Raw genomic sequence first — 20,414 nt, forward strand, 5'->3', positions numbered from 1 at the left:
TTGAAAACGCTCCCGCTACATGCGGGGGCTTTTTTGATAATCTGCATCAAGGAAAATTATTTAATATCCGCAGGAGCTTGGCGAAGAGTCTGTTATTTATGCAACGGATGGAGTAAAAAATACTCATATAAAATCGTATTTCGTTAGATGACTGCTGATGCCTAGTATCGTCATTCCCTTTGTTATTGAGTCATATAGTCTTGATCATGTCCACTAACGATAAAATAATCTCATTTGGGGAAAATAATGCGCCAAGTGCTGTTAGTTTGTGTTGGTTCATGGCGTGTTTCCGTTAAAACAGAATGTTTCTGATTATTTCAGAAGAAGTTGTATGTTGGATTGTGTGAATTGTGATACTATATTTTGTCTGTAATATAGCGATTACAATTAAAGTAAAGAAGTTTTCCATGAGCCACTTTATTGGACCACAGGGGGTCACTGTCCTCGGCTATGTTACCCCTTTGCTGATGTTCCTGTAAATTATCGGTAGCACCATCGCAAATGGATCCCGCGTAAAGGTGTCCTCGCTAATGGGATTCCCAGATAGGGCTAATGACGGGGGACTACATTCGCGGATACATCGTGGGAAAGCCCTTTTTTGCGAGAGTTTTTCTAAAGTCCAACGACCCTCAGGCTCTTGATCTGTGTATCGAGTGAATCAGGGAGGCCGCTTTTTCGATTCCCTTCTATTCGGTGGTCTATAACTTCAATAATTACCTCATGGCGGTCAAGCGGCTTCGTTTTGATACGTTCTATAGTTTTCTGATAGAGTGCGGAAACCTGGTCTCGATCACCTTCTTGCTTTTGCAAGTGGTGGGCTATCGGGGAGCGTGGATTGGTAGGGTGGTGAACATGCTGGAGCTTGCTCTGTTGGCGGTTTTCTACATACACCGCCAAAAAGAGAAAGGTTCGTTCGGTGACAAGATGCTTCTGATGCCCGCGTCCTTTGGAATTCCTAACGAAAACGAGATAAGCGTGACTGCCGATTCCACCGAAGAAATCCTGGACCTTTCCCATATTGCCGTTGCCTTTGCCCTTGAGCATGGAGCCGACAAGAAACGGGCCAGGTCTTTCGGGCTTTTGACCTAGAAAAGGACCTGAGCCTTGCTATCATTATGCGACGGGCGAAAGACGTGCGCTACGCCTCGACATTTGGTGCCAACAACCTTGTGATAAGGATATAAGCGGGGTTTCGTTACCGCCGAGGGCAAGTGCCGCCTATCCTTCGCCGCTTTCGCGACGGGAATAGACACACCCGCAGTAGTTTTGGCGGTAGAGCTTGTATTCGGCGGACAACTGGATAGAACGCTTGTAGCCGCCTTTTTTCTTGAAATCGCTGGGGAGTCGTTTGATGCCGTAGATGTCGCACTGCTCCTGCACCACTTCGTTTAGCACCTGGGCGTCTTTCATGGGGCTGATGGTGAGGGTGGTGGTGAAGTAGTCGGCGTTCAGTTCTTGTGCGAGGCGGGCCGCTTCGGCGAGGCGGAGCTCGAAACACTTGCGACAGCGCTTGCCCCCTTCGGGTTCTTTTTCCAGCCCACGGACGGCATCGTAGAATTTTTTCGGGTCGTATTCGCCTTCGATTAATGTGACGGGGTGCTTTGTCTTGAATTCTTTCACGAACCGCTTGATTTCTTCGACTCGGTGGCGGTATTCCTCGTCGGGTGCGATGTTTGGATTGTAGTAGAAGAGCGTAATCTTGAAGTATTGCGACAGGTATTCGATGGTGTAGCTGCTGCAGGGGGCGCAGCAGGCGTGCAACAACAGCGTCGGCACATCGCCGGTGCGTTCCAGCCGGCGAATGATGTAGTCCAGGTCCCGCTGGTAGTTGTGCTTGGGGACGTTACTTTTGTCGTTGCTTTTTATTAGGTTTGTCATTTTTTTCTAGAAAATAGTCTTTTTCCATCGTGACGATGCGGTTGAACGTCATGGCGAACCTGGTTCGCCATCTAGATTCCGGCTCATGGGCCGGAATGACGTTGGTTTAGGGACGGATAAGCGTGCCGCCCCAGTGTTCGTCAAAAAATTCCTTGAATAGAGGATCGCCGCTGGCCTTTAGTTCGTCAATAACTTCTTGGATGGGCCTTCCGCTGCGGTACAGCGCCCTGAAGGCCTTGTCTAGGCCTGCGATGCGTTCTTCGGAAAATTCTTCACCGTGGAGCTTCAGGGCGTGCAGGTTCAGACCGCCCCACTTGAGCGGAGTCCCGAAGGCCTTGCTTGCCGGTGGCACGTCCTTTTCCACTTTCAGGGTTGCCCCTACGAAGGCATAGGCTCCTACCTGGTTCCGCTGGGGCATTCCGACGTTTCCGCCCAGGGTGGCATAGCGCCCGATTCTGGCGTGGCCGCCCAGCTGGCACCCGTTAGAAATTACCGCCCCTTCGTCGATAAAGCAGTCATGCCCCACATGGGAGTATGTCATGAGCAATACTTTGTCTGCAAGGCGGGTGACTCCGCCGCCCTGTGCCGTGCCCCGGTTCAGGGTGCAGTATTCCCGGATGATGCAGTTCTCGCCGATTTTTAGCCGGGTGTTCTCGCCGTTGTATTTCAGGTCTTGGGGTGGGGCCCCCAGGACGGCCCCGTCAAAGACGCGAGTGCTTTTGCCTATGGAAACGCCGCCGTACACATGGACACGGGCTTCCAGCACCACCCCTTCGGCAATTTCGGCTCCGGCATCTACAAGACACCAAGGGCCGATTGTCGCGGTCTCATGGACTTTTGCAGAAGGGTGCACAAATGCGGAGGGGTGAACCATGGCAGGGAATATAGCTAATGGAAGGTTAGAAATTCAGGGTGCCCACGGCCACGATCCAGAAACAGACGGCGCTCACCACGGCGAAGCTCCCCATGACGGTGCGTTCCTTGTAGCTGGTGCTGAAAAGAACCGTTGCCGTATAGAAGGTCACGTACAGCGCAAAGAAGAAGGCGAGAATCCGGGTGATGAGGAAGGGGATAATTTCGGGCAGGATTCCCCCTGCGCTGAGCAGCACGAACAGGGCCACGAACTGCAGGCAGGTCGGCACGATAAAGGCCTTGCGGAGTTCCGGCGGGATAACCTTGTGCTGGGCGTTCATGGCGTAGGCTCCCCAGGGAGCACCGCAGGCAAGGGCGATGTTCAAGACGATGGAGGGCAAGAAGGCGACAGCTCCGATGGCGGCGGCGATAAACATTAAGACAAAACTAGAATTATCAAAGACAATGAGATCCCCGCCTTCGCGGGGATGACAACAAAAAGACGTCCCTGGGCAAAGGAGCAGCCTAGGGACGTCAAGGGAGTGTTTGGGTATGCATTAAGATAGAATCTGGCAGGGCATAAAGCCCATAGGTTGTATACTTTTCTGTTTACCCGTGTAACCATGAGCAAACATTTCCTTTGAGGTGTTTTTTGAGAAAAAACAGGGCCTTTAGTCTCAAAAACGCACTTTTGCCTCGGCAAAACCCCGTAACGGGGTCAGGTGCAGGCGGTTAACGTCCTTGAAGGTGCAGACAAGGGAAATGTCCAAGTAATCTCCGGAAATAAGGAATTCCGAACGCAGGCGCATGTCGTCTCGGGGGCGGCCCTTGGGAAGGATGAAGGTGAATTTCGTGTAACTTTGTCTATAATCCGTGAATTTTGAGGATAATTCCAGGTGGGGAGGGGAAAAACCTTCGGGTCGGTCGTGCCGGACTCGGGCAGAAGCCCCCAGAGCCCAGAGTTCCAAGGGGGTAAGGTTCAGGCCGCCTTTCCAGTCCGTCTGTCTGCAGTTGGAGCCCGCGTCTCGGCAGGTGGCGCTGGCGGATAATCTCAAAAATTCAGGACCCGATTCCGCTCCCAGCTTGAGCCGGACCGCCATGGTGTCGGCGTCCAGGGGCTCTATAAGGGTCCCGTTTGCGGAAACTCTCGTGTCCAGCAGGTCGGGCGCCCTGACGGACAGGCTTTGGGACCCCCAAAACCTGCTTTTCTGGATGGTTTTGCTCAAGCGGGCATACCTGGGGAACTCCTCCCGATGGATATAGGCGGTGGTCCGCCAGCTGTAGGTGACGGCACCGCCTGGACCTGAGTTGCCGGCGCCGTTCTGACCCGCCTTGCTGACGGATTTTCCGGCGTTTGCGTCGTCGCGCTCCTTTTTCTCGCTGCCGTGCAACTGAACCTTGATAAGCGGGAATTCTTGACCGTGCTGCCACCAGGCGGCCACCTGCCCGAAGGGGAATTTCGTCTGTAGGCCTGCGGAATGGACGCCGTTGATTGGCGGGTAGGCGGATTCGGTGCCTTCGCGAAGGCTGCTGGTGCCGCTTGTGTCGCTGGTGCCGCCTGTGCCAAAACCGTGCCAGTAAAATGCTTCGACGCTGGCGATGCCCCGCCTGCCGTATCCCAGCCGGAACTGTGTCGTCTTGGCGGTGTCCAGAAGGCCTGCCACATGAAAGTTCCCGAAGGGGTAGAGGAGGGCCGTTCCCCAGAGGGTGTCCAACGGGATCTGGCTGTGGAGTTCCCGTGTGGAAACGTCTCCGAAATAGGCCTCGCTCCCCTGGTTCTTGTAGGCGAGAAGTTCCTGGGAGCCGAGCCTCAGGGTGTAGCGGTAGAACTGGACCTGCAGTTCTGTGCGGTGACTTTCCAGGTGTCCCGTGGAATCGATTCGACCTTTCCAGTCTATGTAGCCGTGAGGTGTGAGGTCTGGGCGGGTCGGGGCTTTCGCGGACTTCTTGCCGCTGGAAATTTTCCCTAGGGTGGAGCCTGCGCGGGTCTTGCCACTAGCCGTTTCGTCGCAGGGCTCTTGGGCGTAAGTCTGTGCAAGGAGGCAGGCCTCCTCTTGGTTGCCTTCTTCTAGCAGGTCCAGGATTTCGGTAGCTTCTTCGGCGGTAATGATTCCGTTGTCCCACCAGTCGAAAACCTTCGATTCGCCTAGCGGGGCGGCAAGAACGACCCCAGCCAGGGCAAAAAGTGCCGTCGCAATGACGGATGAGCGCAGGACTCCAGCTTCTTTTTCGTGTCTATCTTTGGACAAAATAAGCCTCCTCTATGTATAGACTTATTTTTGTTCCGAAAAGTGCCTAAGTTTTTTTATTTTTTCAATATGGCAAGTTCAAACTGGTCCAAGAAGCCTTTTTCTGCAGGGTCCAATTCCGGCGTGGCGCGGCAACCTTCCCGTAATGCCTCTGCCGCAGGTCGTGACTTTGTGCCCCACCTGAAGGCGCCCCGTACCGACTTTCCGCTGTTTAACGGTAAGCGGGTGAAGCCCTCGATTGAGGGACTGGACAAGCTCCTGCACTATTACGGTGTAGAACTCCAGCCCGAGACCTTGAAGCAGATTTGGGAGTTCCACCAGTTGTTGCGGGCCAACAACGACGACCAAGACCTGACCCGCCTAAACGCTTTCGAGACCATGGTGGAGCGGCACTATGCCGACTGCACGCTTATAAACGCCTATGTGCCCAAGTGGCCCGCCCGCATGATCGACGTGGGGAGCGGCGCCGGTTTTCCGGGAATTCCTCTGAAAATCGTGAATCCGGGGATTCGTCTTACGCTTTGTGAACCCCGGCCCAACCGCATCAACTTCTTGAACATGGTCATCGAGAAGATGGGCCTCAAGGGAATCGACGTTTTTGGTCACAAGGTCACCAGCCGCAGCATGACAATCCCCGTAGATGGCGTCATCAGCCGAGCCTTCGAACTGATGGAAAAGACCTTGCCCCGCATCGCCAATTCCTTGAAGGTGGGCGGCCGGGTGTTCTTTATGAAGGGCCCTGCCGTGGCCGACGAACTCAAGACATTTCACCCCGAAGATTACGGCTACAAGTTCGTAGGCAAGCACTTCTACACTATTCCCAACAGCACCCAGGAACGGGCACTGATTGTTCTGGAACGGGTGGAATAGTATCAAGTGATTAAAACAGAGCGGTTTCGCTGCAATTATTAGTCCTAACCACGGCCGTGCGGTCTAATCACTAACCACTAGAACTTGAACAGCATGCCAAATCGCATCTGGCCGTCGCGGACGCCGTCGTTGTCGCCTACGTCGCGGATGGTGGCAAAGTCGAACTGCAACATGTCCGAAATCATGAAGCCGAAACCGAAGTCCACTTCGCTACGCTGGCCCACGTCGTCGTAGAGGTAGCCCAGGCGGAGCGCGATGGTGTTGGCGTAGATGAATTCCGTACCTACGTTAAACACGCCCTGCATCAGGGAGTTCTTGGCGGCGGTAGCGCCGTGTCCGCCCCGTTCCGGGTTGGCGATGGATTTCCAGCAGGCGATGTAGAAGGGTTCGGGGTCGCCCTTGCTGTCGTCATAGACCACTTCGCGGTTGTAGTCGGCGGCCACGATCCACTTGTAGTCGGCAAGAGCCAGAAGCTCGTACGAAAGCCCAAGCCGCCAGGTGAGGGGGATGGGGTCTTCGATGGTCTTGTCCACGTAGTAGACGCTGGGGCCGATGTTGGCGAGAACCAAGGCTAGATTTAGTTTGTCTAAAATGACGCCCTTCTTGAGGATGCCCACGTCGAAGGCGTAGCCGAAGGTGGTTGCCTCCTCTTCGCCGGCGGCGGCTCCGGAGCTCAGGTCAGAATAGAAGAACTTGATAGAGAGGCCAAGACCGATGTTCCCGGGGAATCGGGTGCCGTAGCTCACGCCGCCCACGATTTCGGAACTGTTGTAGGCCACCAGGTCGTCGGCGTCGATATCGCCGGAAACCACCGTAGAACCGAAGCTCACAAAGTTCACGTGGAAACCGATGGTGCCCCAGTCTCCCATGGGTACCGTCATGCCGCCGTAGAGGTGGTACAGGTCGGGGATGTTCAAGATGGGCAACAGCTTTTCGTAGAAGGCGGTTAGCTGATAGTCGGCGTCCTTGTACTGCTCCATGCCGTTTGCAGTGCTGAACCAAACATCGTTACCCTGGGGGAGAACCGCCCACACCTTGTTTACCGAAAGTCCGTTGCCGCTGTGGTAGTGGGTCCATTCGTCGTCGCTCTTGACGTCGCCTTCGGCGGTGCCCCGTTCTAGTTCGGCCTTGCGGCCGCTGGCGGTGGCGTAGTCCGGCAGGTGGCGCCAGACGCCCTTGTCGGTTGCAATCCAGATGGCGCCCTTGCGGTCCACCGAGATGTCGTTGATGGTATTGCCTTCGAACTTGATCTGTTCCCACTTGCGCAGGTTGAAATGGGAGAGGCCGTCTTTGTGGCTGGCCCACACGTGGCCGGAACTATCGACGGCAAGGGCCTTCGGGTTCAGGTCCATGATGCCGTCTTCTTCGGTGAAGAGGCTCCAGCGGTCCTTGTCGTTAACGCTTTTCTTGGGAACCAGGCGGGCAACGCCTGCGCCTTCTACTGCCACAAACAGTTCCTTGCGGTTTTCGGACCACACCAGGGCGTTGATTTTCTGGCTGGGGAGCACCTTGCCCTTTTGCTCGAACTGTCCGTTGCGGTACAAGAAGAGACCGTTGTCGGTGCCTATCCAGAGGCTTGCGCCTTGGTTCACCAGGGCGGTGATGCGCCTGCTGCCCAGTTCTTCGTCGTAGTTTTTCCAGGCCTTGCCGTCAAAGCGGAAGAGACTCTTGGGGGTGCCTACCCAGAGTTTTTCGGTGCGGTTGTCGTAGATGATGGCCGTGATGGTGTCGTTTACCACCAGGTTCCAGGGCATCTTGACTTCTACCACGTCGGATTCTTCTTCGGCGGACTTGATGTCGTTGAACTTTTTCACCTGGCGGGAGTATTCGTCGATACCGCGTTCCGTACCTACATAGACCTTGACGGCGTCCTTAATCTTGGCGTTGCCTTGCAGGGTGACGGAGTGGTAGTCTACCCACTGCTCTCCGTCATAACGGAGGATGCCTTGGGCGGTTCCGGCCCAGAGTTCGCTCTTGGCGAAAAAGCCGTTCTTGCTGCGGGCCGCCATCTTGGTAAAGAAGGGAGCGGTCTTGGAATCGGCGGGGTAGGACATGCGCCATTCGTCGGCCAGGGGGCCAAAGGCAAGTCCTGCCGGGTTGTAGAACATGGCGGTGGCGTCGTCGGCAACGGCGGCGCCGACTTCACCCATACCCAGCTGGCGGGCGCCTACGGGCATTTCCAGGGTGATAATGGCGGATCCTGCGGCATGGGTCAGGACCGGTGCCGCTATCAGGAGGGCAAGGAGGGATTTACGCAAGTTGCCTCCAGTCGGGGACTTCGTAGGTGCTTCCGTGGGAGGGTACAACGGCCTTCCAGCCGGACTTGCTGGGGTTTTCCCAGGGCTGCTTGGGCAAAAGCTTGCAGTCGCAGCCCAGCACGTAGGGCGGCAAAATTTCGGCGTGGTTCCTTATTTGCTCGCGAGTAATAAAATTGTCTTCGCCGACGAACTTCACGTAATTCTTGCCCTTGGGGCCTAGTTCGATGCGGTAGGTGACGGTGCCGTTCTTGTCACCTTCGTCGATGGTGCGGATGGTCTCTTCGAGAGAGGCGTTCCACTGGCGGATATATTCTTCCCGCTGTTCGGGGGTGAGCTGCGTCTGGGTTTCTAGCCAGGAACGCAGGGATACTTCGGAGGGCTTTACGTTGGTGAGGGATTCCCGTGCGGGGCGGACCACCACGGCATACTGGCCGGAAACGTCGATAACCGGCTTGGGTTCTTCTTTTTCTTCGGTGCTGTGGATAACCACGTAGGCACCGATGGCCGCAAGAATAATGGACAGCACGACAATCGTTATGACAATAACAACAGATAGCATATTCTTTTTCCGTTCAACTGTGGAAAAACCTTACTCTGTAAAACTAGCATTTTCTATCTTGTGGGGTAGGAGTTTTTATGCCGAAATTGAAGATTTTCTTGGTCCTCGCGTTATTTTGTAATCTGTGGGCTATCCCTTTTAACATTGAAAGCGTCAGGGACGGTCAGGGCGACGAGATCCGCAAGGGCCAGCTTATCAAGGTCCATTTTAAGGGCTACCTGATTCTCGACAGCCTGCAGATGGAAGAAATGCGGAAAAGGGCCATGGAAGACTCCCTGGCGGCTCTGGAATTTGCAACGCCAGAGACATCTACGGATTCTGTGACAGCGGACAGTGCCAAGGCCGCCCCTGCCGATACGGCAAAAACCGCTCAGGATGCCACAAAGTCGAAGGATTCGAAGGCCACAACTGCAGACATGGCTAAGGACTCAAAAGTCGCCGTGCCCGCCCCTACGGATAGTGCCACTGCGGCGAGGAACATTGCGGCCACGGCAGACAGCATCGCCCGTTACAAGGACAAGTGGCTCTACGCCAGTTCCTACGATGGAGAGCCTCTGGAATTTACCTTGGGAATGGGGCAGGTTATCCAGGGCTGGGAAAAGGGAATCCTGGGCATGAAGGTGGGTGAAATCCGCTACCTGACGGTGCCTGCGGTCATGGCTTATGGCGACCGTTCCCTAGAAAACATTCCGCCCAATTCCGACCTGTACTTCGAGGTGGAGCTGGTCCATGCCGACCCGCCCATGGAGCCGGACAAGTTCCCCCAGAGTGTAGACGCCCTCAAGTGGAAAGAAATTTCCAAGGGCCTCAAGGCCTACGACGAGAAATCGGGTAGCGGCAAGCCTGCAGTCGCTGGTGCAACCCTCAAGACCCATTACACCGGCTGGCTCCTTTCGGGGCGCAAGTTTGGCAGTTCCAAGGACTTGGGCAAGCCTTTAGAAGTGGTTCTCGGCAACGGCAAACTTATCAAGGGCTGGGAACAGGGGCTAGACGGCATGCGTGAAGGCGGGGTCCGCTGGCTCCGTGTGGCGCCAGCCATGGGCTACGGTGCAACGGCTTATTCTATGATTCCTTCCAATTCCACCCTGATTTTCCGGGTGGAGTTGGTGGAGTCCGAAGTGGATTCCGCAGTTGTCGAAAAGATGGACTTTTTCCCGGATACCACCACCCTTGCTCTTGAAAACGGTTCCGAAGGCCTGCGCTACGCCATCGTGAAGCCTGGCGAGGGAGAACCTGCGAAGGTGGGCTCTAAGGTCCGGGTGCATTACACGGGCTGGCTCACCAACGGTCACAAGTTCGACAGCTCCCGTGACCGTGACCAGGAATTTAGTTTCCCCTTGGGCGGTGGCCGTGTGATTCGCGGTTGGGAGTTGGGGGTTGCCGGAATGCTTCCCGGCGAAAAGCGCATCTTGATTGTGCCTCCTGGCCTTGGCTACGGAGCCCGTGCCGCAGGCCCCATCCCAGGCGGTTCTACGCTTATCTTTGCCGTGGAGTATTTGGGCGAGTAATGTTCAAGTCCTTCTTTGAAAAACTTCACGAGGCGTTTTCGTCGGTGCTGCCGGTCACCTTGATTGTGCTGTTTCTTTCCTTTACGCCCCTGGTGGAACTTTCTACAAAGGAACTGGTTGTTTTTTTGGTCTGTGCGGTATTCCTCATCGCGGGAATCGGACTTTTTAATCTGGGGGCGGACCTTGCCATGACGCCTATGGGCGAACAGGTGGGCTCTGGCCTTGCCAAGTCCCGCAAGTTGCAGCTGCTCGCTTCGGTCTGTTTTGCCATGGGCGTGTTCATCACCATTGCAGAACCCGACCTTTCGGTGCTTGCCGAACAGGTCAAGCAGGCGGTACACCCCACGCTGCTGGTGGCCACGGTGGGCGTTGGCGTGGGACTGTTCCTGCTGCTTTCGATTATCAAGATTGTTTTCAGGCTGGACCTTTCGAGCATCATCATCTTTTTTTACATGGTGCTTTTCATGTTGGGCATGCTCATGGTGTCCATGGGCAGGGAAATTTTTGTCCCGCTGGCTTTTGATTCGGGCGGCGTGACGACGGGCCCTATTACGGTTCCCTTTATCATGGCGCTGGGCGTGGGTGTGGCCGGCGCCATTGGCGGTAAGCATGCTAGTGAGAATAGTTTCGGCTTGATTGCCCTTTGCTCCGTAGGGCCGATTCTCGCTTTGATGGGCCTGGTTCTTTTTTCTAAGGGCGACCTGACTTATTCCCTTGAGCCTGCGGCCTATTCTGTAGACGCATGCCTCGGTAGCCATTTTATTCCGACTGTCCTTGAGGTGGCCAAAGAGGTGTTTGTTGCCCTGGCACTAATTGTGGTGTTTTTCATGGTGCTCCAGTTTTTTGCCTTCAAGCTTTCCCGCAATAGCCTTCTTAGAATCGGGTTCGGCATCTGCTATACCTTTGCAGGGCTCCTGATATTTTTGACGGCGGTGAAGATTGGCTTTATGCCCGTGGGCTTCGAGCTTGGCCGCGCCCTGGCCCAAAGCCCCCATATTCTCGTGGCATCGGGCTTTGTCATCGGCATGGTGGTGGTGCTTGCAGAACCTGCGGTGCACGTGCTGAACAGGCAGGTCGAAGAAATTACCGGCGGCCTCGTGACCAAGCGTTCCATGCTGGTGGCCCTTTCTATTGGCGTGGGCGTTTCTATCGGGCTTTCCATGTTCCGCATCTACATGGGCTTCCCCCTGATTTACTACCTGATTCCCGGCTATTTTGTTTCCCTCGGCCTGTCGTTCTTTGTGCCCAAGCTTTATACGGCTATCGCCTTCGACTCGGGTGGTGTGGCCAGCGGACCCTTGACCTCCACCTTTATACTGCCTCTTTCTATCGGGGCTTGCTCCGTCATCCACGGCGGTGACGATTCCATTCTGAGTTATGCTTTCGGTATCGTGGCCATGGTGGCCATGACTCCCTTGATTACCATCCAGATTCTCGGCTTCAAGGCCATTGTTTCTAGGTTCTTCAGGAACCGCAACATGATGCGCCGTATCCAGGATGCCGACGACGAGCAGATTATAGACTTTGTGTAGGGAGCGGTATGGCTGAAAAGGAAAGACAGGTCAGGCGAAAGAGAAGCGGGTCTCCCGATGGGCATTCCAAGGTGTCCATGAACCGCCTCAAGATTCTCGTGACCATGGTGAACCGCGCCAAGGCGGATTTTTACATGGACCACATCCAGTCTTTTGGCGTGAACATGCAGATGGTCTTTTATGGCAGGGGAACCGCCTCTCAGGAAGTTCTTACGGCCATCGGTCTGGTGGATTCCGAGCGTGCGGTTATTCTGAGCGTGATAGGCGAGGACAAGCTCAAGGCGGCCCTGGAAAGCATCGAAGAAAAATTCAACACCATCGCGGGTGGCAAGGGTATCGCCTGTACGATTCCCATGACAAGCATTATCGGCAAGTCCATTTTCAACTTTTTGAGCGACAACCGCAAGGCGGTACGGAGGAACGAGAAATGAGCGCAAGCAAGCACGAGATGATTATGTGCATTGTCAATGCCGGATTTTCCGAGACGGTCATGGAGGCGGCCAAGAGTGCAGGCGCCCGTGGCGGCACTATCCTGAACGGTCGCGGCACGGCCAACAAGGAGGCGGAATCTTTTTTCCACATCGCCATCCAGCCCGAAAAGGAGGTGGTGATGATTCTGGTGTCCGCAGAAATCAAGGACGCCGTGCTCCACGCCCTATACCAGAAGGCAGGGCTAGACACCATGGGCCAGGGCATCGCGTTTTCGCTCCCCGTAGATGAAGTGGTGGGGCTTACCCCGTGGAAAGCCGTAGATAAAGACGGCAAGACCCTCAAGATGCCCGCCGTCGCGAAGGCTTAGGCTTTGCAAATTCCAAAGAGTAAAATTGTCAACTGGACTTAACGATTTTTGCTTGATTTTGTTAAGTGTGGTTGCCAATTATGCGTAATTTAGAACCATTTTGATGTGGTGCTTTTTTTGGAGGGTAGCAGTCGCTTGCCTCGATAAGGACTTCTTGCAGGAATTCGCCGGGCTGATAGCCGAAAAATGCGGCTAGCCGGATGAAGTTTGCCATGGTGAGCTGGGTGTGGCTAAAGTGCCCGCTCTTGCGCTTGATGCCGACTTCCACGCCGTAGAGGGTGTTCTTGTGGAGACCGAGCTGGAACGCGAGCCCGTCGCGGGTGATGCCCCTTGCCTTGCGGTGCCGCCTGAGTACCTTTGCGAGGGCTTCGGAGAAGCGGTCATCCTCAATTTTCTGCAAGTTTTGCAGGTCTATCTTTGGCATGTGTAGCATGCCAAGATATTAGTTTTTGGACTGTCCTTGGGGTATATAGATGTCTGTTATTATTTTACAGAGGATTGTGATAGCGTGAAGAAGGCTTGGCGGGGTGGCGAAATAGCTTGAAGGGGCCAATTTTGCTTTGTTTGTTCAAAAAAAGCAAGAAAAACCACATATCTCTGTGATTTTTGGAAAATAATGATGTATATTTCGTAAATGTTACAGATGTCTGTGACTCCTGGTCGGGGTTATCCCGGTTCTGGCCAAGTAACAACACAGGGAGATAAAGAGAGGATAATCATATGGTCAAAAAAATAATTTTGGGCTTGCTAGTGACGGCTGCATTCTGTTTTGCGCGTCAGTGCAAATGGACTTATGTAGAATTCTACCAAGTGGATGGCAATGGCAATTTTCTACAAAAGGTGGTGCTGCCAGATCACGATGTAGATTTCAGGGGCGATGGTGATAAAGTCTTTGAGGCATTTTATGAATGCGATGATGGTTACAAGAGCTCGACTACTCGTACCTCCTTCGACCGATTAGTTCGTTCTGCGGAAAATAACACCATACTGTATTTTATCAGGACTACTGGAGCCTCGTCATGCATGGCTTGGACTTTTATTTACAATGGTACGATAAAAGATGATGGCGCAACATCAACCAACTGTGGACTATAGTTTAGAAATATAAAAGCAAATTTTTCAAGTGAGATAAAGATGAAAAAGATACTAGTCTTGACGGGACTGGTTTTTTGGGCGGTTCTTGGCATGTCATGCGGGAACAATGCTGAAGACACATCAGCCAAAAATTCGTTCTTTAATCGAGAAAGTGCTCAACAAGATCAGGCTCCCGCAGAAGACACATCTGTCAAAGATGCAGACGGAAACTCGTATAGAGTAGTAACCATAGGTAACCAGACCTGGATGGCGGAGAATCTCAAACTAAGAACGAGTGATTCGTGGTGCTACGATGATAACGAATTGATGTGTGAAAAATATGGGCGCTTGTATACATGGGCAGCTGCTATGGGGTATCCGAGCAGATATAATCATGAGCAGCCTGATGAACAATATCCACACAAAAATGTTTGCCCTGCTGGGTTCCGGATTCCGACTGAATCTGATTTTGAAACTCTATTTGCTCATGTGAAAGACGCCGGTGAACTAATCTCGACGACACTTTGGGGTAATTATAATGGGTCTGACAAATATGGATTCAATGCGTTGCCAGCTGGTTTTCGCATGGACCAACTATATCCAGACTGTGAAGGCGAATACAGCGATTGCATCACTGAATACTACAATCGTTTGGGAGAAACGGCGGAGTTTTGGACATCTACAAAAGTTAGTAATTCTTCGGTAAAAAGCGTTCAATTATATATGAAGTCTCACAATATATGGAACGGAGATAAATCATATGGTTATAGTGTTCGTTGCATAAAAGACGAATAAACTGTGAAACCTCCCGTTCTATTCACAATCTCTTTAATTTTACACGGGCCGGTATTATTTCTATAATCATGAATGACCGTAACTACTGGTCGTGGCGCTGTCGGCTTTGACCAGGTGACAACACAGGCAGGTAAAGAGGGTAATCATATGGTCAAAAAAATAATTTTGGGCTTGCTCGTGATGGCTGCATTCTGTTTTGCGCGTCAGTGCAAATGGACTGATGTAGATATCCACAATGTGGGGGAGGGCACTAGAGGCTCTAATGAACACTTTTATGCAAGTTATGAATGCGATGATGGTTACAAGGGCTCGACTGCTTCTATATACAACCGATTCGTTCGTTTTGCGGAAAACAATACCAAACTGTATTACATCAGGATTTCTGGAACCTTGATATGTGAGGTTTTAACACTTAATGACAATGCGGTTTCATCTAATAGCGCTGAATCGAGCAAATGTGGACTATAGTTTAGTTTCGAGCGGAAGATGCATTAAAAACAATGGATGCGTCCTTCGTATAAATTTGGTGTATGCGGGGCGCCCATTGGAAAATTTGACCAGATAAGAATACTCTGATTTCATAATAATCTAGGAATTTTTATGCAAAGAATAACCGTTCTTATTTTCCTGTTGACCCTATTTTGGGGAAATTCCTTTGGGTGGGTCGATCCGGCATCAAAGATAAAGAAAGTTACTGCCAATATTAAACTCGCTTCGATTCGAGACAAAGAGACCGGAGAACTGAAAACATTTTATGATGATTGCGCTTTCAAGGTCTATAACGGTGAAGGGAGAGTCATTTATTCCTATGGAAGCAAGAAAGAAAGTGTAGAGACTCCGTGTAGGGCTTATACGGTGACGGAAACGCCGGATTATGTGATAATCGTCAATGAAAATTCGGGTTCGGCAAAAAAATGTCAAAAACTTGAATACGATGGTAATACCTGGAATACCTATCCACTCGGCAACTGCTTTTATACGCGTGATGATTGTATTCGTCCAAAGATGACATGCTCCAATGGCGTAAACGAAGGCTGGCGTAACTATCAGGAGATTGTAAAAAAGAATGCCGGGCTTGTAAGCGGGCGAAAAGTTCTAGAGAACAGTTTTGAAGCAGAAGTTGGAAAGAATGTCATTGAATTGTACTTTGATAGGAAAATTCAATTAGAAGGGGACCAAGTTACATATCGCGGAAAGGTGTATCGCTTGTCGAAGCGCGATCATCAAATGTTGGTTAGATTCATTCTTAATAAGTCGGATTGTGAAGGAAAAAACCATAGTCGCGAGCATCGATACCTTGAATGCAAACAAGGCCGTTTGACAAGTTCCGACAAAACTGAAGAAGAAATTGCTAGCGGCCGTTGCGACCCAGTAGAGGTGTACACAATTTTTGATGCATATGAAGATAACTGCGACAAAAAAGATTGTGCCCCTCCTAAAGAAGTCGTCGAATATGCAAATAAAATGTGCGCAAAAGGAGAAAAAAGTTATTGCAAGTCTGTCCAAGAAAAAAACAAAGCGGAAAATCTTGCACGGAAAAAAGCAGCGGATATTGCAGAAAAGAAGGCAAGAAAGCGTGCGGAAAAAGAGAGATTTTTGGAATCCTATAATTCAGATAGGGATGGTTTCTGTTCAGAAGGATACGAAGAGTCTTCTATGAGCAATTTATGCGAAGGCCTTGACCTCTGTCCAACTATTTCAGGGGCCAGTCCCGACGGTTGCACGGAAGAAGTCCGTGCAATGAGAAAAGAGGAAGCCAAGGAGACCATCGAACTGCAAATACGGCAGTTGTTCGACAGCGATAACGACGGGTTCTGTTCGGAGGAGTTTGTCTGTTTGGATAAATGGGGCGAGTGTGCCAAATATGCAGCATCCCTTGGAATAAAAGGAAATCTCTCTTTCAAGAAATACAAGTATTCCAATCCGTTCCTATCTAAAGCCGAGAAAAAAGCCGCTATTGCCGATGCGAAGGAAAAGGTTTGCACGAAAGGCTATATCGACGCGTGTCCTTACAATTGGGGTCGAGCCATGGGATGCTCCAACCAAAATCTTAGGGAATATGTTAAGAAGACTTATGGCGACTACGACCAGGACCACGATGGATTCTGTGACAAGTGGATTGAAGAAATGGGACTTTGGAGAGCCGAGGGTATCGGCTGTGACCAGGACTATCTTGACGAATGTCCCACGGAATTTGGCGGCGAACGAGGCTGCCCGAGGCAACAAGATAACAGTTTTGCGCGACAAAAGGCGAACCGGCCGAAAGGACGCTGCTGCCCGCCTGGTGCCATAGGGTGCCATGATGATTGCACGCAGTCTGAAAGGAATGCTGGAGGCAAGAATTACGACAATAGCAGACAAAATAATGGAAACGGACTTTTCGTAAACGGGAAGAAAGTAAAATTCTGGTGATGTTTTTTCAAGTGAGGTAAATATGAAAAAGATACTATTCTTGACAACGCTCTCCATTTGGGCGGTTCTTGGCATGGCATGCGGGGAAAAGGCTGAAGACACAACAGCCAAAAATCCAGACCCCGATCAGGACGGAATATGCAGCCCTTGGGTAAGTCAAAATGGCGTTATGGATAAATATGACGCTGTCTGCAGTGGTGTCGACAAGTGCCCCGACCAGGCTGGTTCCGTAGATGCAGACGGTTGTCCCTAAGGCCGCGCGGCCATGTGGTTGGCGCGGTGTGGTGCCTTTTATTTCAATCAGGAGTTCCTATGTATTGTGAACAGTGCGGAAAAAGAATTGCGGAAACGGCAAAGTTCTGCCCCTATTGCGGAAACGCTGTGGGGATAGCGGATTCTGTCCAATCTCAACAGAGTGTAAAGCAGGAAATATCAACCCCGCCTTCGCTTGAAACTAAACAAGGATCTATCCCGGCATCCCTTGAAACGAGGCAGGAATATACCCCGGCTTCGCCCGAAACAAGACAAGAACAGAAATATGTCGGGTTCTGGGCACGATTTGCAGCAAATTTTCTTGATGGTATTTTGATCAGTATATTCGTTTCTCCGGCTTCGATCCGTATAATTTATTTATTATCTAAGGGAAAAATAAGAAGTGATTGGATAAGTGAAAGTGCGTGTGTGGCCATAGCTTTTTATAGTGTACTGTATATCCTTTCTCAGGTTATACTCCTCGTTCTTTGGTACAAGAAACAAGCTTCGATTGGTAAAATGGCTATTTCGGCCAAGATTGTTGACGCAAGGACGGGTAAGGCTTCTACAAAGAATCAACTTATAGGGCGATATTTTGCATACTTGCTTTCTTTCCTTCCTCTGGGTCTTGGATTCCTTTGGATTGCGTTTGATTCTAAAAAACAAGGGTGGCACGATAAGCTCGCTGGGACTGCGGTGATTTATGTCTAGGAGGTAATTGACAATGAACAATAAGAACAGATTTATTGTGCCCCTGGTCTTGGGGCTTGTGGCGGTTCTGTTTCTCGTCGCAGTAGTTGTTACAGCGGTTGTCTTAAAAACATCCGATAAAATTGTCGGCCTTGACAATGAGTGCAATTATTCGCACAACAGTTCCCTCATTAGCAGTATTGCCGCTATGTTGGGAAACCGGGCCGCTGAATATAATAAAGGCGTTTGCTTGCTGGAAAAGAAGGAATATGGCGAAGCCTATGATGTCTTTGTGTCTGCCGCTGAAAAGGGGCTTGCAGAAGCTCAATGCGAACTCGGGTATATGTACGCAGAAGGTTTGGGAGTTACCCAAGATCCTGAAAAATCGGAACATTGGTACAGGATGGCTGCAAATCAAGGAGATGGGAGTGCTTTAGTCTCTTTGGGATTTATGTATTATGATGGAACGGTTGTGCCAAAGAATCGATTGGAAGCCGCAAAATTATGGGAAAGGGCGCTTGACATTCATCCAATTCCTCGAGGATGGGATGTTTGGCATGTCGATGTTGAATTTTTGTTAGGGGATATGTATCTGAATGGAGATGGGGTTGCGCAAGATTATGGCGAAGCTCTTCGTTATTTGACACGGTCGGCTAACGCCGGTAATGCAGTAGCCCAGAACAATCTTGCTTATATGTATGCGGTAGGCAAGGGTGTGGAACAGAATCACCAAAAGGCTGTTGAATGGGGGATGAAATCGGCTATGCAAGGTAACGCTCAGGCTCAGCTTTCCGTGGCTGGAGCTTATAAACGCGGTGAAGGCGTGGAGCAGGATTACGAAAAGGCTTTTGAATGGATGGAAAAAGCTGCAATGCAAGGTGACGCCGTGGCTCAGAATGAATTGGGTATTGCGTATGAGCTAGGCAAAGGCGTGGAACGGGATTATAACAAGGCCATTGAGTGGTACCAAAAGGCGGCCGCGCAGGGATATCAGATTGCACAGCAAAATCTGGAGCGCTTTTATGAAGCCCCATCCGCTGGTTGGGAAGAAATCGATGAAACGGCTGAAAACACATCAGCCGAAGATCCTGACCCCGATCGTGACGGCGTCTGCGATCCTTGGGTAAGTCTAAATGGAGTTATGGATGAATATAACCATCTCTGCAAGGGTGTCGATGAGTGCCCCGCTCAGGCTGGTTCCGGAAATGCCAACGGTTGCCCGTAATTACCCTTGGGATGAAAACTAAGGAGACGTCATGAGCACTGTATTTATCATCCTTCTCGTAATCCTACTGATTATCGTTGGCATAATATTGCTCGTCAATATTGGCATCCGATTCGCCATCTTCACTGCCAGTACCGTCATCGACATTGTCAAGAGCCCCGCATCGCTGTTTTTTATCATGTGCTTCATAGTGGTAGCCATTTTGGCACTTCTCGCTAACCAAAAATCTGCGAGGGACTCGTCCTATGACCATGGCAAGGATATTCCTGTAGCTACAGAATACAAGCGGTCTCTCCTCGAAAATAAGCGCACTCATTTTAACACAAGCGAGACAAACACGCCAACCCGCGAAACGCAAGAAGAACCGATCTACGTCGATGAGATGCCAGAACATAAACCAATTATGGATTTTATAGAGGAAGAAGTTTCCAGCGCGGAGGTCGTCTATGACGCCCAAGGAAATAAATACAAAACTGTAAAAATTGGCGAACAAATTTGGATGGCGGAAAACCTGAATTACAGGACGCAGGATAGTTATTGCTATCAAGACGATGAAACGAATTGTTCCAAGTATGGTCGTCTATATACCTGGAATGCAGCTAAAATGGCATGCCCGAGCGGCTGGCACTTGCCTTGCGGTGCCGCCTGAGTACCTTTGCGAGGGCTTCGGAGAAGCGGTCATCCTCAATTTTCTGCAAGTTTTGCAGGTCTATCTTTGGCATGTGTGGCATACCTAGATATTAGTTTTTGGACTGTCCTTGGGGTATATAGATGTCTGTTATTATTTTACAGAGGATTGTGATAGCGTGAAGAAGGCTTGGCGGGGTTCCGAAATAGCTTGAAGGGGCCATTTTTGCTTTGTTTGTTCAAAAAGCAAGAAAAATCACATATATCTGTGATTTCCGGGCGAGAATAATATATATTTCCTAAAAGTTACAGATGTCTGTGACTTCTGGTCGGGGTTATCCCGGCTTTGACCAGATTAGACAAAGGGAAATATACTCTAGAGGTATAATATGAAGACAATGAAAAAGATGGCTTACAAGAAGCCCCAGCTTATCGCCAAGAACAACCCCACCGGCAGCTTCGCTGCTGGATGTCCTGCTAACCACCGTTCGTTTAGCAGCCAAACTTGCTTGAACTGCGAACGCACCAAGTAAAATAATACGCAATTCTCCTGCGTGCGGGGGTATGCCCCGAACGCCTGGAGTTTGCTTTCACTAGGGGTAAAGGCTTTTGCACTCTTGCCTTATAGCCCCATAAAAACTGAGAAAAAAATGGAAAACTATGAAAATTTCAAAAAATCGATTGATTATGTCATCGAAATGTTAAACACATTGAAAGAACAAATGAAGAAGGAAGATTCTCTAAGTCGGGAATTTATTGATACAATGGATAACTTCAGGGGGAAAATTGAGAAATATTTAAAAATATAAGTATTGCTTTGAATCCGTTTCTTTA

The 20,414-nt window shown here is 50.9% G+C and carries 23 protein-coding genes; 16 read left to right on the plus strand and 7 right to left on the minus strand.

Annotated features, from left to right (window positions below; all coding sequences use genetic code 11):
- Nucleotides 1-693 precede the first annotated feature (693 nt).
- Nucleotides 694-1,089: a hypothetical protein gene (locus tag IKB43_04120; protein ID MBR2469324.1), complete on the plus strand. Its 396-nt coding sequence runs from the start codon at nt 694-696 to the stop codon at nt 1,087-1,089.
- Between the two features lie 129 nt (nt 1,090-1,218).
- Here the strand turns inward: IKB43_04120 and IKB43_04125 are convergent, their stop codons facing one another.
- From IKB43_04125 to IKB43_04140, 4 genes are all read right to left on the minus strand, one after another.
- Nucleotides 1,219-1,878 (minus strand): epoxyqueuosine reductase QueH, encoded by a 660-nt coding sequence (locus IKB43_04125; protein MBR2469325.1) that lies wholly within the window; start codon nt 1,876-1,878, stop codon nt 1,219-1,221.
- Between the two features lie 106 nt (nt 1,879-1,984).
- Nucleotides 1,985-2,752: an acyl-ACP--UDP-N-acetylglucosamine O-acyltransferase gene (gene lpxA / locus IKB43_04130; GenBank protein ID MBR2469326.1), complete on the minus strand. Its 768-nt coding sequence runs from the start codon at nt 2,750-2,752 to the stop codon at nt 1,985-1,987.
- 25 nt (nt 2,753-2,777) lie between these two features.
- On the minus strand, nt 2,778-3,167 hold the full coding sequence (locus tag IKB43_04135) for a hypothetical protein (protein ID MBR2469327.1): 390 nt from the start codon (nt 3,165-3,167) through the stop codon (nt 2,778-2,780).
- A 240-nt stretch (nt 3,168-3,407) separates the two neighbouring features.
- Nucleotides 3,408-4,979 (minus strand): hypothetical protein, encoded by a 1,572-nt coding sequence (locus IKB43_04140; protein MBR2469328.1) that lies wholly within the window; start codon nt 4,977-4,979, stop codon nt 3,408-3,410.
- A gap of 225 nt (nt 4,980-5,204) precedes the next feature.
- On the opposite strand from IKB43_04140, the gene rsmG reads away from it, so the two are divergent.
- On the plus strand, nt 5,205-5,849 hold the full coding sequence (gene rsmG, locus IKB43_04145; protein ID MBR2469329.1) for a 16S rRNA (guanine(527)-N(7))-methyltransferase RsmG: 645 nt from the start codon (nt 5,205-5,207) through the stop codon (nt 5,847-5,849).
- 77 nt (nt 5,850-5,926) lie between these two features.
- Here the strand turns inward: rsmG and IKB43_04150 are convergent, their stop codons facing one another.
- Nucleotides 5,927-8,107 carry a PorV/PorQ family protein gene (locus IKB43_04150; GenBank protein ID MBR2469330.1) on the minus strand — a complete coding sequence of 727 codons (2,181 nt, stop codon included), beginning with the start codon at nt 8,105-8,107 and terminating at the stop codon, nt 5,927-5,929.
- Nucleotides 8,100-8,666 (minus strand): hypothetical protein, encoded by a 567-nt coding sequence (locus tag IKB43_04155; GenBank protein MBR2469331.1) that lies wholly within the window; start codon nt 8,664-8,666, stop codon nt 8,100-8,102. Before IKB43_04155 ends, IKB43_04150 begins: the two co-directional genes overlap by 8 nt.
- 416 nt (nt 8,667-9,082) lie before the next feature.
- On the opposite strand from IKB43_04155, the gene IKB43_04160 reads away from it, so the two are divergent.
- From IKB43_04160 to IKB43_04175, 4 genes are read left to right on the plus strand one after another with little or no spacing between them, the layout of a single operon-like run.
- Nucleotides 9,083-10,174 (plus strand): FKBP-type peptidyl-prolyl cis-trans isomerase, encoded by a 1,092-nt coding sequence (locus IKB43_04160; protein ID MBR2469332.1) that lies wholly within the window; start codon nt 9,083-9,085, stop codon nt 10,172-10,174.
- Nucleotides 10,174-11,706, plus strand: coding sequence for a DUF1538 domain-containing protein (locus IKB43_04165; protein MBR2469333.1), 1,533 nt, complete (start codon nt 10,174-10,176; stop codon nt 11,704-11,706). The genes IKB43_04160 and IKB43_04165 overlap by 1 nt, the downstream gene beginning before the upstream one ends.
- 8 nt (nt 11,707-11,714) lie before the next feature.
- Entirely contained in the window at nt 11,715-12,137 is a 423-nt protein-coding gene (locus IKB43_04170; GenBank protein MBR2469334.1) for a hypothetical protein, read from the plus strand.
- Complete coding sequence (locus IKB43_04175; protein MBR2469335.1) at nt 12,134-12,505, plus strand: P-II family nitrogen regulator; 372 nt, start codon at nt 12,134-12,136, stop codon at nt 12,503-12,505. The genes IKB43_04170 and IKB43_04175 overlap by 4 nt, the downstream gene beginning before the upstream one ends.
- Nucleotides 12,506-12,566: 61 nt before the next feature.
- Here the strand turns inward: IKB43_04175 and IKB43_04180 are convergent, their stop codons facing one another.
- Complete coding sequence (locus tag IKB43_04180) at nt 12,567-12,929, minus strand: helix-turn-helix transcriptional regulator (GenBank protein ID MBR2469336.1); 363 nt, start codon at nt 12,927-12,929, stop codon at nt 12,567-12,569.
- A 296-nt stretch (nt 12,930-13,225) separates the two neighbouring features.
- Here IKB43_04180 and IKB43_04185 point away from each other — a divergent pair, with 296 nt between their 5' ends.
- The 10 genes from IKB43_04185 (at nt 13,226) to IKB43_04230 (ending at nt 20,389) form a co-directional block, all read left to right on the plus strand.
- The gene (locus tag IKB43_04185) at nt 13,226-13,600 is read left to right on the plus strand and encodes a hypothetical protein (protein MBR2469337.1); all 375 of its coding nucleotides are present in this window, start codon (nt 13,226-13,228) and stop codon (nt 13,598-13,600) included.
- A gap of 39 nt (nt 13,601-13,639) precedes the next feature.
- The gene (locus tag IKB43_04190) at nt 13,640-14,374 is read left to right on the plus strand and encodes a fibrobacter succinogenes major paralogous domain-containing protein (GenBank protein ID MBR2469338.1); all 735 of its coding nucleotides are present in this window, start codon (nt 13,640-13,642) and stop codon (nt 14,372-14,374) included.
- A 72-nt stretch (nt 14,375-14,446) separates the two neighbouring features.
- Entirely contained in the window at nt 14,447-14,842 is a 396-nt protein-coding gene (locus tag IKB43_04195; GenBank protein MBR2469339.1) for a hypothetical protein, read from the plus strand.
- 132 nt (nt 14,843-14,974) lie between these two features.
- Entirely contained in the window at nt 14,975-16,786 is a 1,812-nt protein-coding gene (locus tag IKB43_04200) for a hypothetical protein (protein MBR2469340.1), read from the plus strand.
- Nucleotides 16,787-16,808: 22 nt separating this feature from the next.
- Nucleotides 16,809-17,039 carry a hypothetical protein gene (locus tag IKB43_04205; GenBank protein ID MBR2469341.1) on the plus strand — a complete coding sequence of 77 codons (231 nt, stop codon included), beginning with the start codon at nt 16,809-16,811 and terminating at the stop codon, nt 17,037-17,039.
- 59 nt (nt 17,040-17,098) lie between these two features.
- A complete protein-coding gene (locus IKB43_04210; GenBank protein ID MBR2469342.1) occupies nt 17,099-17,749 on the plus strand; it encodes an RDD family protein in 651 nt (216 codons plus the stop codon).
- Nucleotides 17,750-17,762: 13 nt separating this feature from the next.
- A complete protein-coding gene (locus tag IKB43_04215; GenBank protein MBR2469343.1) occupies nt 17,763-18,953 on the plus strand; it encodes a sel1 repeat family protein in 1,191 nt (396 codons plus the stop codon).
- Nucleotides 18,954-18,984: 31 nt separating this feature from the next.
- A complete protein-coding gene (locus IKB43_04220) occupies nt 18,985-19,602 on the plus strand; it encodes a hypothetical protein (GenBank protein ID MBR2469344.1) in 618 nt (205 codons plus the stop codon).
- A 367-nt stretch (nt 19,603-19,969) separates the two neighbouring features.
- Nucleotides 19,970-20,113 carry a hypothetical protein gene (locus IKB43_04225; protein ID MBR2469345.1) on the plus strand — a complete coding sequence of 48 codons (144 nt, stop codon included), beginning with the start codon at nt 19,970-19,972 and terminating at the stop codon, nt 20,111-20,113.
- 51 nt (nt 20,114-20,164) lie between these two features.
- On the plus strand, nt 20,165-20,389 hold the full coding sequence (locus IKB43_04230; GenBank protein MBR2469346.1) for a hypothetical protein: 225 nt from the start codon (nt 20,165-20,167) through the stop codon (nt 20,387-20,389).
- Nucleotides 20,390-20,414: the final 25 nt, after the last annotated feature.

Source organism: Fibrobacter sp. (genome assembly GCA_017503015.1).
Classification (GTDB): domain Bacteria; phylum Fibrobacterota; class Fibrobacteria; order Fibrobacterales; family Fibrobacteraceae; genus Fibrobacter.

What these genes read in the sequence shown, in the direction of transcription:
- IKB43_04125 (MBR2469325.1), bottom strand. Translation starts at nt 1,878, where the DNA reads ATGACAAACCTAATAAAAAGCAACGACAAAAGTAACGTCCCCAAGCAC.
- lpxA (MBR2469326.1), bottom strand. Translation starts at nt 2,752, where the DNA reads ATGGTTCACCCCTCCGCATTTGTGCACCCTTCTGCAAAAGTCCATGAG.
- IKB43_04135 (MBR2469327.1), bottom strand. Translation starts at nt 3,167, where the DNA reads ATGTTTATCGCCGCCGCCATCGGAGCTGTCGCCTTCTTGCCCTCCATC.
- IKB43_04155 (MBR2469331.1), bottom strand. Translation starts at nt 8,666, where the DNA reads ATGCTATCTGTTGTTATTGTCATAACGATTGTCGTGCTGTCCATTATT.
- IKB43_04160 (MBR2469332.1), top strand. Translation starts at nt 9,083, where the DNA reads ATGGCTAAGGACTCAAAAGTCGCCGTGCCCGCCCCTACGGATAGTGCC.
- IKB43_04165 (MBR2469333.1), top strand. Translation starts at nt 10,174, where the DNA reads ATGTTCAAGTCCTTCTTTGAAAAACTTCACGAGGCGTTTTCGTCGGTG.
- IKB43_04170 (MBR2469334.1), top strand. Translation starts at nt 11,715, where the DNA reads ATGGCTGAAAAGGAAAGACAGGTCAGGCGAAAGAGAAGCGGGTCTCCC.
- IKB43_04175 (MBR2469335.1), top strand. Translation starts at nt 12,134, where the DNA reads ATGAGCGCAAGCAAGCACGAGATGATTATGTGCATTGTCAATGCCGGA.
- IKB43_04180 (MBR2469336.1), bottom strand. Translation starts at nt 12,929, where the DNA reads ATGCCAAAGATAGACCTGCAAAACTTGCAGAAAATTGAGGATGACCGC.
- IKB43_04185 (MBR2469337.1), top strand. Translation starts at nt 13,226, where the DNA reads ATGGTCAAAAAAATAATTTTGGGCTTGCTAGTGACGGCTGCATTCTGT.
- IKB43_04190 (MBR2469338.1), top strand. Translation starts at nt 13,640, where the DNA reads ATGAAAAAGATACTAGTCTTGACGGGACTGGTTTTTTGGGCGGTTCTT.
- IKB43_04195 (MBR2469339.1), top strand. Translation starts at nt 14,447, where the DNA reads ATGACCGTAACTACTGGTCGTGGCGCTGTCGGCTTTGACCAGGTGACA.
- IKB43_04200 (MBR2469340.1), top strand. Translation starts at nt 14,975, where the DNA reads ATGCAAAGAATAACCGTTCTTATTTTCCTGTTGACCCTATTTTGGGGA.
- IKB43_04205 (MBR2469341.1), top strand. Translation starts at nt 16,809, where the DNA reads ATGAAAAAGATACTATTCTTGACAACGCTCTCCATTTGGGCGGTTCTT.
- IKB43_04210 (MBR2469342.1), top strand. Translation starts at nt 17,099, where the DNA reads ATGTATTGTGAACAGTGCGGAAAAAGAATTGCGGAAACGGCAAAGTTC.
- IKB43_04215 (MBR2469343.1), top strand. Translation starts at nt 17,763, where the DNA reads ATGAACAATAAGAACAGATTTATTGTGCCCCTGGTCTTGGGGCTTGTG.
- IKB43_04220 (MBR2469344.1), top strand. Translation starts at nt 18,985, where the DNA reads ATGAGCACTGTATTTATCATCCTTCTCGTAATCCTACTGATTATCGTT.
- IKB43_04225 (MBR2469345.1), top strand. Translation starts at nt 19,970, where the DNA reads ATGAAGACAATGAAAAAGATGGCTTACAAGAAGCCCCAGCTTATCGCC.